At 75.0% G+C, this 12,572-nt stretch carries 9 protein-coding genes; 4 read left to right on the top strand and 5 right to left on the bottom strand.

Going from position 1 to position 12,572, the window contains the following annotated elements:
* Positions 1–4 precede the first annotated feature (4 nt).
* Entirely contained in the window at positions 5–751 is a 747-nt protein-coding gene (locus ACZ7MX_RS19980; protein ID WP_472133863.1) for a GntR family transcriptional regulator, read from the bottom strand.
* Positions 752–998: 247 nt separating this feature from the next.
* Positions 999–1,883, bottom strand: coding sequence for an RNA polymerase sigma-70 factor (locus tag ACZ7MX_RS19975; protein ID WP_472133862.1), 885 nt, complete (start codon positions 1,881–1,883; stop codon positions 999–1,001).
* Between the two features lie 264 nt (positions 1,884–2,147).
* Between ACZ7MX_RS19975 and ACZ7MX_RS19970 the strand changes: the two genes are divergently transcribed.
* From ACZ7MX_RS19970 to ACZ7MX_RS19960, 3 genes are all read left to right on the top strand, one after another.
* Positions 2,148–3,722 carry an alkaline phosphatase D family protein gene (locus tag ACZ7MX_RS19970; RefSeq protein ID WP_472133860.1) on the top strand — a complete coding sequence of 525 codons (1,575 nt, stop codon included), beginning with the start codon at positions 2,148–2,150 and terminating at the stop codon, positions 3,720–3,722.
* Positions 3,723–3,806: 84 nt separating this feature from the next.
* Positions 3,807–5,204 carry a GNAT family N-acetyltransferase gene (locus ACZ7MX_RS19965; protein WP_472133859.1) on the top strand — a complete coding sequence of 466 codons (1,398 nt, stop codon included), beginning with the start codon at positions 3,807–3,809 and terminating at the stop codon, positions 5,202–5,204.
* Between the two features lie 153 nt (positions 5,205–5,357).
* Positions 5,358–7,052: a DUF885 domain-containing protein gene (locus ACZ7MX_RS19960; RefSeq protein WP_472133858.1), complete on the top strand. Its 1,695-nt coding sequence runs from the start codon at positions 5,358–5,360 to the stop codon at positions 7,050–7,052.
* A 42-nt stretch (positions 7,053–7,094) separates the two neighbouring features.
* Here ACZ7MX_RS19960 and ACZ7MX_RS19955 read toward each other — a convergent pair whose 3' ends face one another.
* On the bottom strand, positions 7,095–7,616 hold the full coding sequence (locus ACZ7MX_RS19955; RefSeq protein ID WP_472133856.1) for a rhodanese-like domain-containing protein: 522 nt from the start codon (positions 7,614–7,616) through the stop codon (positions 7,095–7,097).
* Between the two features lie 94 nt (positions 7,617–7,710).
* On the opposite strand from ACZ7MX_RS19955, the gene ACZ7MX_RS19950 reads away from it, so the two are divergent.
* Positions 7,711–8,157: an Lrp/AsnC family transcriptional regulator gene (locus ACZ7MX_RS19950; RefSeq protein WP_201810976.1), complete on the top strand. Its 447-nt coding sequence runs from the start codon at positions 7,711–7,713 to the stop codon at positions 8,155–8,157.
* A gap of 27 nt (positions 8,158–8,184) precedes the next feature.
* Here the strand turns inward: ACZ7MX_RS19950 and ACZ7MX_RS19945 are convergent, their stop codons facing one another.
* Both ACZ7MX_RS19945 and ACZ7MX_RS19940 read right to left on the bottom strand, forming a co-directional pair.
* Positions 8,185–11,364, bottom strand: a complete 3,180-nt coding sequence (locus tag ACZ7MX_RS19945) for an AAA family ATPase (RefSeq protein WP_472133854.1) — start codon at positions 11,362–11,364, stop codon at positions 8,185–8,187.
* Complete coding sequence (locus ACZ7MX_RS19940; protein WP_472133852.1) at positions 11,361–12,527, bottom strand: exonuclease SbcCD subunit D; 1,167 nt, start codon at positions 12,525–12,527, stop codon at positions 11,361–11,363. The genes ACZ7MX_RS19945 and ACZ7MX_RS19940 overlap by 4 nt, the downstream gene beginning before the upstream one ends.
* Between the last annotated feature and the right edge of the window lie 45 nt (positions 12,528–12,572).

Here is a 12,572-nt window from a genome sequence, read left to right as displayed (position 1 = left end):
ACGGTCAGCCCGCGAGCAGCGCCATCGCGTCGCGCTCGCCGAACGTCAGCCGGCAGGTGTCCGCGCGGTACGTGGACACCGCGACCGCGGTCGGGCGTCCCCCGGAGACATAGCGGGTCGTGACGACCAGAACGGGCGCGCCCGGGAGCCGGTCGAGCTGCTTGGCGTCCTCGGCCCGGGCCGAGCCCAGCTCCACGGTGCGGTCCTGGCCCTCCAGCTCGCGCTCCTGGAGTGCGCGCAGCACGGCACGGGCGCGGCCGGGGGCGCTGAGCGCGGCCGCCGCGTCGTATCCGGGGACCGCTGCCGCGGGTACGTACAGCAGCTCGGCGGCGACCGGGCGGCCGTCGGTGACCCGGCTGCGGCGCACGACGTGGACCTGCTCGCCGGGGGCGGTCTCCAGCAGCCGCGCCACGTCGGCCGGGACGGTGTCGCTCTCGGCGGCGTCGACCGGCTGCCAGTCGTCGCCGGGGGCGCCGGGCCAGGTGTGCCGGACGGAGTCGACGGCGACGTCGGCGCGCGGCGGGGCGACGGTGGTGCCGACGCCGCGGCGGCGCTGGAGCCGGCCCTCCAGCTCCAGCTGTTCGAGCGCCTGCCGGAGCGTGGCCCGGGCGACCCCGAACCGGGCCGCGAGGTCGCGCTCGTTGGGCAGGACCTCACCGACCGCGAACTCCGAGTCCAGCGCCTGACTGAGCACGGTCTTGAGGTGCCAGTACTTCGGCTCCGGCACCGTGTCGAGTTGCGTGGTCCCCACCCTGTCCTCCGCACTGGCGGCTGCCCGCGGGGCAGCGCCCCCTGGGATCCGGGCCCGCACACGGCCCCCGCACGACGGGCCGTCCGCGCACCCTTTATGAGCGCTTCTTTATTAAAGGTTGTTGCAGTATCCCGACGATATGGCCGCCCCCACCCTTGGTCAAGACCAATCCCGCCACCGATTGCCGTAGCGCCGCGCGAGGAGGAGGGCCCCGAGGTGCCCGGTCTGCGGGCCACGGGGCCACGGCTCAAGAGGTGGCCAGCGCCCTGAGTTTGTCGGGATTGCGCACGAGGTACACGGTCCGGATCCGGCCGTCCTGGATGCCGAGCTGGACGAAGGTGTCCGGTACACCGTCCAGGTGCAGCAGCACGGCGAGCCCGCCGTTGAGGTCGCACAGGCGGAAATCCAGCCCGGCCGGCTGGGACTTGGCGACGCCGAGGAGGAAGCGGGCGACCTTGTCGGCGGACTCGATGATCCGCAGCGGCGCCTTGGCCTTGCCGCCGCTGTCGCCGACCAGCCGGGCGTCCGCCGCCAGCAGGCTCAGCAGCCCGGCCAGGTCGTCACCGGCCGCCGCGGCCAGGAACCGCTCGGTCAGATCGCGCTGCTGCTCCGGGTCGACCTCGTAGCGGGGCCTGCCCTCCTCGACGTGGCGCCGGGCGCGGCCCGCCAGTTGGCGCACCGCGGCCTCGCTGCGGTCGAGGACCGCGGCGATCTCCGCGTAGGGGTAGCCGAACGCCTCGCGCAGGACGAACACCGCGCGCTCCAGAGGGGAGAGCGCTTCCATGACGACGAGCACCGCGAGGGTGACGGTCTCGGCGAACACCGCCCGCTCCGCGCCGTCCGGCGGGCTCCCGGCGGCGTCCGTCGCCAGCGGCTCGGGCAGCCAGGGCCCCACGTAGGACTCCCGCCGCGACTGGACCTGGCGCAGCCGGTCGATGGCCAGCCGGGTGGTGATCCGGACGAGGAAGGCGCGCGGCTCGCGGACCTCGGCGCGGTCCGCGCCGGCCCAGCGCAGCCAGGCGTCCTGCACCACGTCCTCGGCGTCGGCCACCCGGCCGAGCATCCGGTAGGCCACCCCGAACAGAACGGGCCGGTGTTCCTCGAAGACCTCGGTCGCGGTATCGCTTCGCACCCGTCCATCCCACCCGGCGGCCGGGCCGTTGTCCAGCGGAAACGGCCCGGTGCGAGGCACACCACTGCCCCGGCGGGCCGGCACAGTCCTGGCCATCGCCCCCGCCGGCTTGCGACCATGGCCCGGGTCCGGCCGCACCCGTGGGCCGGGATGCCCCGCCACCACCCGCGAACCCCCTCGCGTTCACCGGGAGTTCGACTCCGGGGCATCGAACAGCGATACGAACGGGTCGTCAGTCAGTCGGTCGAGGCATGGAGGTTGGAGATGGCGCAGGGATCCGGCAGCGGCTGGGGGCGGCGCGCGGTGCTGCGGGGTGCGGCGGTGGGTTCCGCGGCGCTGGCGCTGCCCGCGGTCGCCGGGGCCGCGCCCGCGCCGGCCCGCGGCGGGCGGCCGAGTGCCGACTGGGGCGTGCAGGTCGGGGACGTGACGACGTCCTCCGGTCTGGTGTGGGTGCGGTCCGATCGGCCGGCCCGGATGGTGGTGCAGACCGCGGCGACCGAGTCGTTCCGCAACGCCCGCACCTGGCGCGGCCCGGTCATCGGCGCGGGCACGGACTTCACCGGCGTCACTCCGCTGCACGGCCTGCCGCCCGGCGAGCAGGTCCACTACCGGGTGCTGCTGTCCGACCCGGACGACCCGCGGCGCACCGGCGAGCCGGTGACCGGCACCTTCCGTACCGCCCCCGAGGGGCGCCGATCCGACGTGCGGTTCCTCTGGTCGGGCGATCTGGCCGGCCAGGGCTGGGGCATCAACCCGGACCGCGGCGGCTACCGCGTCTACGAGGACATGCGGCGCCGGAACCCGGACTTCTTCCTGTGCAGCGGCGACAACATCTACGCCGACAACCCGATCACCGAGCGGGTGACACTGCCGGACGGCCGGATCTGGCGGAACATCACGACCGAGGAGAAGGCGAAGGTCGCCGAGACGCTCCAGGAGTTCCGCGGCGCGTTCCGCTACAACCTGCTGGATGCGAACCTGCGCCGCTTCAACGCCCAGGTCCCGACGATCACGCAGTGGGACGACCACGAGGTGCACAACAACTGGTACCCGGGGCAACTGCTCGACGACGACCGGTACACGGAGAAGCGCACGGACGTGCTCTCCGCGCGGTCGCTGCGGGCCTTCGCCGAGTACTTCCCGATCCGTACGCTGCGGCCGGACGGCACCGGACGGGTCTACCGGGTGGTGCACCACGGTCCGCTGCTGGACGTCTTCGTGCTGGACATGCGGCGCTACCGCAACGCCAATTCGGCGGACCGGCAGACCGACGACCCGCAGGGCATCCTCGGGGCGGAGCAGCTGCGCTGGCTCAAACGTGAGCTGTCCCGCTCGCGTGCGGTGTGGAAGGTGATCGCCTCGGACATGCCGCTGGGGCTGGTCGTCCCGGACGGCAAGGCGAACTTCGAGGCGGTGGCGCAGGGCGATCCGGGCGCTCCGCTGGGGCGGGAGCTGCAGCTGGCGGAGCTGCTGCGGCACATCAAGCACGCCCGGGTGACCGGCACGGTGTGGATCACCACGGACGTGCACTACACCTCGGCCCAGCACTACGCGCCGGAGCGGGCGGCGTTCCAGGACTTCGCGCCGTTCTGGGAGTTCGTGTCGGGGCCGCTGAACGCGGGCGGTTTCCAGGCCGTGAAGCTGGATGGAACGTTCGGGCCGGAGCAGGCGTTCATCAAGGCACCGGACCGGGCGAACGTCTCCCCGGCGGAGAGTCCGCAGTACTTCGGCGAGATCGACATCGACGGGGGAAGCGGGGAGCTGACGGTGCGGTTGCGCCAGGAGGGCGGGGACGTATTGTTCAGCAAGGTGCTCCAACCCGGACGGGTAGGGCAGTAAGGACCAATGCCCCGATTGCGCCTTTTACCCGTCGGACACAATGTGTTGGCGACGAGGCAACACCTGTCGGCAAGGCTTGTGTGCATGACTGAAGCAACCTCTGCCACATCGTCCCGCCGTCACCACTGGCGGCGGGAGCTCGTCGAGCTGGCGGCGCTGTTCACCGCGGTCGCGGTGGCCGACGCGGTCGCCAACACCGTCGCGCACGGCCCGTCCGGCCCGGGGCTGCTGTGCGCCTTCGCGGTGGCCCTGCTCGCCACGGCGGGCTTCCACGTCTGGTGGTCACGGCGCCACGAACCCGCCCCGCCGCCGACCGATACCGGCGCCACGGCGCCGTCCCCGGCCGGCGTCGCCCCCCGGGCCGCCGGCCGGGAGACGACGCTGTGGCGGATGCGGACCACGGTCCGCGACGAACCGGGCAGCCTGGCCGCGCTGTGCACGGCACTGGCCACCCGGCAGGTGGACATCCTCAGCCTGCAGACCCACCCGCTGTCCGAGGGCACCGTCGACGAGTTCCTGCTGCGCGCGCCGGCCCCGCTGACGCCCGCGGAGCTCACCCGTACGGTGGCCGGCGCCGGCGGCGCCCACAGCTGGCTGGAGCGGGCCGACGCGCACGACCTCGTCGACGCGCCGACCCGGATGCTCGGGCTGGCGACCCGTACGGCCCTGGATTCCGCCGAACTCCCCTTGTCGCTGCGGCAGTTGCTGGGGCGCTGCACGATCCACTCGGTGCCCGCACGGTCGCTGACCGGGCAGCCGCTCGCCGAGCAGGTGCCCGCGGAGGGCGTGCTGGAGGACCACCTGATGAAGTTCCGTGACCCCTGGGGGGGTTCACTCACGATCGAAAGGCCGCAGTTGCCGTTCACCCCCACCGAGTTCGCCCGGGTGCGGGCGCTGGTCGAGCTGGACGCCCGGCTGGGCCAGCGGGTGCCGCCGCGGCGGGACGTGCTGACCCTGCCCGAGGGCAACGAGATCACCGTCCGCCGTGCCGGCACCTCCGATCTGGCCGCGGCCCGGGAGATGCACGACCGCTGCTCGACGCGGACCCTCGCGCTGCGCTACCACGGCCCGGTCGGGGACGCGGACCGCTACCTCGCCCATCTGCTCAGCCCGCGCTTCGGCCGCACCCTGGCGGTGGAGACCGCGTCCGGCCGGCTGGTGGCGCTCGGCCATCTGCTGTGGGACGGCGACGAGACCGAGGTCGCCCTGCTGGTCGAGGACGCCTGGCAGCAGCGCGGCATCGGCGCCGAGCTGCTGCGCCGGCTGGTGGCGATGGCGGCCGAGACCGGCTGCGACAGCGTGTACGCGATCACCCAGGCGTCCAACACCGGCATGGTGGCCGCGATGCGCGGCCTCGGCCTGCCGCTGGACTACCAGATCGAGGAGGGCACGCTGGTGATCACGGCCCGCCCGGCCGGCCCGCCCGCCCGGCCGGAGCACCGCGAGACCGTGCACATCCGGGACGCGACCGGCCGCCACTGAGGCCGGGCCACGGCCCGCGGTCCGGCCGGGTGGCGCGCGGCTCCCGGCCGGCCGCCCGCCGGGAGCCGCGAAGGCAATGACGCCGTAAAGTGACAGGAACGTATGGGCTGTTGATGGTGACGCGGCGGGCCGATCCGTACGAGGATGGTCCGCATGCCCCACACCACTACTCCCGCGAGCGGTCCACTGCCCCGCCAGGTCGCGGACGCCTACGTCGACGCGCTCGTCGAGCTGGACCCCATCATCGGCACCTACCTCGGCGTGCCCGAGAGCTCCGGCAAGCTCCCCGACTTCTCACCGACGGGCCGGGAAGCGGTGGCCCAGCTCGCCCGTACGACGCTGGAGAAGCTCGGCGAGGCGGAGGCCCGGCCGGGCGCGGAGCACCCCACCGAGAAGGTCTGCGCGCGGCTGCTGCGCGAGCGGCTGACCGCCGAGCTGGCGGTGCACGAGGCGGGCGAGGGCCTGCGGGCGGTCAGCAACCTCAGCTCGCCGCTGCACCACGTCCGCGAGGCGTTCACGCTCACTCCCTCCGAGACCGAGGAGGACTGGGCGGCGATCGCCCAGCGGCTGCGGGCGGTACCGGCCGCCCTGGAGGGCTACCGCGCCGCGCTGGACGCCGGCCGCAAGCGCGACCTGCCCGCCGGGCCGCTCCAAGTCGCCACGGTCATCGGCCAGTTGGGCGAATGGATCGGCACCGACCGCAGCTGGTTCGCCGAGTTCACCGAGCCGGGCCCGACGACGCTGCGCGCCGAGCTGACCGAGGCCGCCGAGGTGGCCACCGGCGCGCTGGTGGAGCTGCGCGACTGGTTCCGTGACGTCTACGCACCGGCCATCGCCGGCGCACCGGACGTGGTGGGCCGGGAACGCTATGCCCGTCTCGCCCGCTACTACAACGGCGCCGACGTCGACGCGGACGAGGCGTACGCGTACGGCTGGTCGGAGTTCCACCGGCTGCTGGCCGAGATGAACAAGGAGGCGGAGCGGGTGCTGCCCGGCGCGAAGACGCCGTGGGAGGCGCTGGCCTGGTGCGACGAGCACGGCGAGGCGATCGAGGGGGTCGAGGAGACCCGGCAGTGGCTGCAGTCGCTGATGGACGAGGCGATCGACGCCCTGGACGGCACGCACTTCGAGCTCGCCGAGCGGGTGCGCCGGGTGGAGTCCAAGATCGCCCCGCCCGGCAGCGCCGCCGCCCCCTACTACACCCAGCCGTCGCTGGACTTCTCCCGCCCCGGCCGCACCTGGCTCCCGACCATGGGCGAGACCCGCTTCCCGGCCTACGACCTGGTCTCGACCTGGTACCACGAGGGCGTGCCCGGCCATCACCTCCAGCTGGCGCAGTGGGCGCACGTCGCCGATTCGCTCTCCCGCTACCAGACGACGGTGGGCATCGTCAGCGCCAACGCCGAAGGCTGGGCACTGTACGCCGAGCGCCTCATGGACGAGCTGGGCTTCCTGACGACGCCGGAGCGCCGGCTGGGCTATCTGGACGCGCAGATGATGCGGGCCATCCGCGTCATCATCGACATCGGCATGCATCTGGAGCTGGAGATCCCGGCGGACTCGCCGTTCCACCCGGGCGAGCGCTGGACGCCGCAGCTGGCCCACGAGTTCCTGGCGAGCCACTGCAGCCGCCCGGCCGATTTCGTCGAGAGCGAGATCATCCGCTATCAGGGCATGGCCGGCCAGGCGATCGGCTACAAGCTCGGCGAACGCATCTGGCTCCAGGGCCGCGAGGCCGCCCGCGCCCGCCACGGCGCCGACTTCGACCTGAAGTCCTGGCACATGGCCGCCCTCTCCCAGGGCTCCCTGGGCCTGGACGACCTGCTGAGCGAACTCTCGGCACTCTGAGGGAAGTTCGCGGGGCGCCGGGGGCCGTGGCCCCCGGCGCGCTCAGCAGCCGCACTCCCCCGCGCCGACCGGGGCCGTCAGCGGGTCGGCGGGCCGGGTTTCCGTGCCCTGCCAGGTCTCGGTCGGGTAGCCCTCGCGGATCCAGTACTCGATGCCGCCGAGCATCTCCTTGACGCGGTGGCCGAGCCGGGCCAGGGCGAGGGCGGCGCGGGTGGCGCCGTCGCAGCCCGGGCCCCAGCAGTACACGACGACCGGCACCTCCGGATCGAGCAGCTGCGGGGCGTCCGCGGCGATCCGGGCGGTGGGCAGGTGGACGGCGCCGGGCACATGGCCCTGGTCCCAGGCGGCGGTGCTGCGGGAGTCGACCACGACGAAGTCCGGAGCGCCGGCCGTGAGGGCGGTGTGCACATCGGCGACGTCGGTGTGGAAGGCGAGCCGCGCGGCGAAATAGGCGGCGGCGTCGGCCGGGGCGGCGGGCGGGGTGGCGAGGACCGGACTGACGGGCGTGGGGGCGGTGGCGTCGGCCGGGGACTGCTCGGCGGGGCGGGGCTGCTGAGTGATCATGGCGATAAATCTAGGGTCCGCCGCGGCGGCCGAGAAGCGACGATCCCCGGCGGAAACCTTGCCGAGCCGGGGATTCCACTGCTAGACAGCGCAGATGACCGGATATTCCCCCGACGCCACCGACTGGCGCATCCTCGACGTCCTGCAGCGCAACGGCCGCGCGGGCTACGCCGAGCTGGCCCGCGCCGTGAACATGTCCGCCAGTGCCGTCACCGAGCGGGTCCGGCGGCTGGAGGAGGCCGGGGTGATCTCGGGGTACGCGGCGGTGGTCGACCCGGAGCGGATCGGTCTGCCGGTGCTGGCCTTCGTACGGCTCCGCTACCCGAACGGCAATTACAAGCCGTTCCATGATCTGCTGGAGACGACGCCGGAGATCCTGGAGGCGCACCACGTCACGGGCGACGACTGCTTCGTGATCAAGGTCGCGGCCCGTTCCATGAAGCATCTGGAAGAGGTGTCCGGGCGGATCGGCGCGCTCGGCGCGGTGACCACCAGCGTGGTGTATTCGTCGCCGCTGCTGCGCCGGCCGGTCGGCCACTGACCGGGGCGCCCCGCCCTCCCCCGGGGCTCAGTGCCGCACGTGGTGCCGCACCGCCGAGCCGGTGCGGGCCTTGACGACCTCCAGCTGGGCGGGGATGCGGGCCTTGAGGTCCGCGACATGGCTGACGATGCCGACGCTGCGGTCGCGTTCGCGCAGGGAGTCCAGGACGTCCAGCACCTCGTCGAGGGTCTGCTCGTCGAGGCTGCCGAAGCCCTCGTCGATGAAGAGGGTGTCCAGCCGGGTGCCGCCGGCCTCGTCGGTGACGACGTCGGCGAGCCCGAGGGCCAGCGCGAGCGAGGCGAAGAAGGTCTCGCCGCCGGAGAGGCTGGCAGTGTCCCGCTCACGGCCGGTCCAGCCGTCGATGACGTGCAGCCCGAGCCCGGAGCGGCGGGTGCCGCCGGCCCGTTCGTCGGAGTGGACGAGGGTGTAGCGGCCGGCCGACATCCGGTGCAGCCGGGCGCTGGCCGCGGCCGCGACCTGTTCGAGCCGGGCGGCGAGGACGTACGACTCCAGCCGCATCCGCCGCTCGTTCTCGCCGGACGTGCCGGCGGCCAGGGCGGCGAGCCGGGCGATGCGGTCGTGGGCGGCGCGCAGCGGGGCCAGCGCCCGGGCGTCGGCCCCGGCGCGCGCGGAGAGCCGGTCGAGTGCGGCGGCGCGGTCCTCGGCGGTGGCGTGGGCCGTGGCGGCGGTCCGCAGCCGCGCCGCCGCCTGCTGGTGCGCGGCCCGGGCGGCGTCCGGGTCCGCGGGCGGCAGGGCGGCCGCGGCGGACACCTCCGGGTCGGCCAGTTCCGCCTCGGCCGCGGCGGATTCCCGCTGCCAGTCGTCGAGCCGCTGCTGCAGGGCCCGCCACTCCTCGTCCCGCAGCAGTGCCCCGGCGACCTCCCGCGGGGTGTCGAACCCGGCGCGGTAGGCGGCGTCGGCGAGCGCGGCGTCCGCCTCCTTGAGCCGCTCGGCGCAGGAGTGCGCCGTACGGGACGCCTCGGCCGCGGCGGCCAGCCGGGCCACCTGCCGCTCCAGGTGCCCGGCCCGCTCGGCGACGCTCGCGCAGTCCGCGCGGGCCCGGGTCAACTCCTCCTCCAGCGCGGCGCGTTCGGCATCCAGTGCCTCGCGGCGGGAGGTGCGGGCGGCGGCCCGGCGCTCGGCCTGCTGCTGCTCGGTGCGGCGCCGTTCGTGCTCCCGCTCGGCGCGTTCGAGCGCCTCGCGGGCGGCGTGCAGATCGGCGCCGCGGGCGTGCTCGCGGGCCAGCTCGGCCCGCAACTCCTCGACCTGCGCGGTGAGTTCGGCCACCGGGGCGTCCCCGGCGGTGGCGGCGGCGCCGGCCAGCTCCTCCTTGGCGGACTGGCAGCGCTGCTCCGCCTGCCGGCGGCCCTCCTCGGCCCGGCGGTACGCGGCCAGCGCGGCTTCCTCGGTGGCGCGGTCGACGTGGCCGGCGCCGGCCCGGGCCGGCGCCGGGTGCTCGGTGGCGCCGCACACCACGCAGGCCGCGCCGTCCGCCAGCCCCTCCGCGAGCTCGGCGGCGATCCCGCGCAGCCGCCGGTCCTTGAGGTCGAGCCAGCGCTCATGGGCGGCCGCGGACTCCTCACGTGCGGTGAGCAACTCCCCTTCGGCGGCGCGTACTTCTTCGGTGAACCGGTCGCGCCGGCGGGCCGCGGCGAGCCGTTCGGCGGCCGGTTCCGCGCGGGCGGCGAGCTGCTCGGCGCGGGTCGCGGCCTCCTGGGCCGCCTCGATGCGCTGCTGGTGGGCGCGGCGGGCCCGGTCCCACTGGGCGAGCCACTCGTCGGCGTCCAGCAGGGTCTGCTCGTCGGCGCGGGCCTCGCGGTCCAGCGCGACCCGTTCCGCACCGATCTCGGCGGCCCGCCGCTCGGCCCGCCGGGCCGCCCCGAGCGAGCCCAGCTCCTCCCGCAACTCCCGCTCCCGGCTGGCGAGTCGGTCGCCCGCGGCGTCGGCGAGTTCCGGCGGCAGGAGGCCGCGGCATTCCGCGTCGGCGCGCCGGGCGGCGTCCAGGTCGCGTCCGGCGGCGTCGCGCAGGGCGAGCGCGGGCGCCACCTCCGCGGCGGCCCGGGCCCGGGCCAGCCTCGTGCGGGTCTCCTCCCGTTCCGCGGCCCGGGCCTGACACGCATCGGCCCGGCGGCGGGCGTCCGCGTACCGCTGCTGGAGCCGGTGCCGTTCGCGGGCCTCCGCCAGCCGGCCGGCCTCGGTCCGTTCGGTCTCCTCGGCCCGGTCCAGCGCACAGCGGGCGATGTCCAGCCGCTCCCGTGCGGTCACCCGGGCGACGGCGGCGCCGGCCAGCACCGCGTCCGCGAAGCCCGGCTCGCCCGGCCCGGGTACGTCCGACTCGGCGGGGGCGGCCCCGGTGCCGCGTCCGGCACGCCCGGCCGGGCCCGCGGTACGCCGTCCGGCGGCGCCGCCCTGGGCCGGGACCGAGGCCGCCGTACGCCGGCCGGAGTCCGCGGCGGGCAGCAGCCCCGCGAAGACGGCGGCGTCGCCGGCTTCCGCGTCCGCGGTCCCGCCGGCCGCCTGTGCCATCCGGTGCGCCAGCGCCAGCAGCCGTTCGTCGCCCGCCGCGACCTCGTCGGCGGCGGCCCGGCGGCGCGCGGTCAGCTGCTCCTCCAGCGCGGCGAACCGGCGGGTGTCGAAGAGCCGCCCCAGCAGCCGGGCGCGGGCCTCGGCGTCGGCCCGCAGGAAACGCGCGAACTCGCCCTGCGGCAACAGCACGACCTGGCAGAACTGCTCCTTGCTCATGCCCAGGAGCTGCCCGATCTCCTCCCCGATCTCCTGGTGCGAGCGGCTCAGCGCCTTCCAGTGCCCGTCGCCGCCGGCCGCCCGCTCCTGCGTTGCGGCCGGTACGAACTCCCGCAGCCGGCTCTGCGCCTTCTCCCTCGTCGTGCCGCTGCCGCGCTTCTTGGGCCGCGGCTGCTCGGGCAGCCGGGTGATCTCCAACCGCCTTTCCCCGACGGTGAGTTCGAGGACGACCTCGGTGAGGGTCAGCGGATCGGCCAGGTCGCTGCGCAGTGCCTGGCCGCTCTGCCGCGCCCCGGGCACCGACCCGTACAGCGCGAAGCAGACCGCGTCGAGGACGGAGGTCTTGCCGGCGCCGGTCGGCCCGTGCAGCAGGAACAGGCCGTCCCGGGTGAGCCGGTCGAAGTCGATGGTCTGGGTGTCGCCGAACGGCCCGAACGCGGTGACGGTCAGCCGGTGCAGCCTCATCGTGCCCCCTCGCCCGCCATCTCCTGGGCGCGCACCTCGTCGATCGCGGAGCGCAGTTCGGCCCGCTCGTGCGCGTCGGCCGCGCGACCGGACCGTACGTGCGCCACGAAGTCCTCGGCGATCTCCTGGTCGCTGCGGCCGCGCAGCCGCTGGGCGTACGAGGCCAGCGAGCGGGCCGGCCCCTCGTCGGGGTCGAAGACCAGGCTGACGAGGTGCGGGAAGCGGCGGGCCAGCCGGGCCATGGGCTCGTGCGGGCGGGCGCTGTCGGTGAGCGTCGCCTCGACCCAGGAGTCCTCGTGCCCGGCCAGTGCCGGGTCGTCGAGCAGCTGCTCCAGCGGCCCCCGGATCCGGGCCAGCGGCCGCGGGACCGGGCAGTCCACCCGCTCCGCGTGCACCGCCCCGGCCGCGTCGAGCTCGACCAGCCACATCGATTTGCGGTGCGTGGCCTCGGAGAACGAGTACGCCAGCGGGGATCCCGAGTAGCGGACCCGTTCGGTGAGGGTCTGGCAGCCGTGCAGATGGCCGAGCGCGGCGTAGTCCACGCCGTCGAACACGGCCGCGGGGACGGAGGCGACGCCGCCGACGGTGATGTCGCGTTCGCTGTCGCTGACCGCGCCGCCGGTGACGAAGGCGTGCGCCAGCACCACCGAACGGGTCCCCGCCGGCCGGCCGGCGAGGTCGGCGCGCACCGCGTCCATCGCCGCGCCCAGCACCGCCGCGTGGTCGGCCCGGGGCGCGCCGAGGGCGTCGCGGACCATGGCGGGTTCGAGGTAGGGCAGGCCGTAGAGCGCGACCGGGCCGTGCGCGTCGGGCAGCAGCACGGGGGTGCCGCAGCCGGCCGGGTCGGTGCGCAGGTGCATGCCGGCCCGCGCCATGAGTCCCGAGCCGACGCCCAGCCGGCGGGCGGAGTCGTGGTTGCCGGAGATCATCACGGTCGGGACGCCCAGCTCCGCGAGCCGGTGCAGCGCCTCGTCGAAGAGCTCGACGGCGGCGAGCGGCGGCACGGCCCGGTCGTAGATGTCACCCGCGACGAGTACGGCGTCGATCGCCCGGTCCCGCACCGTCGTGACGAGGTGATCGAGGAAGGCGCGCTGGGCGGTGAGCAGGCTGACCCGGTGGAAGGACCGGCCCAGGTGCCAGTCGGAGGTGTGCAGAAATCTCAACCGACCGCTCCGACCTGCACGTTTCCCCTCCCGGTCCGTTCTGTG

The organism is Streptomyces sp. NPDC107765, assembly GCF_055657085.1.
The sequence above is the reverse complement of the archived record's forward strand: the minus strand, read 5'-3'. Positions and strand labels throughout refer to the sequence as shown.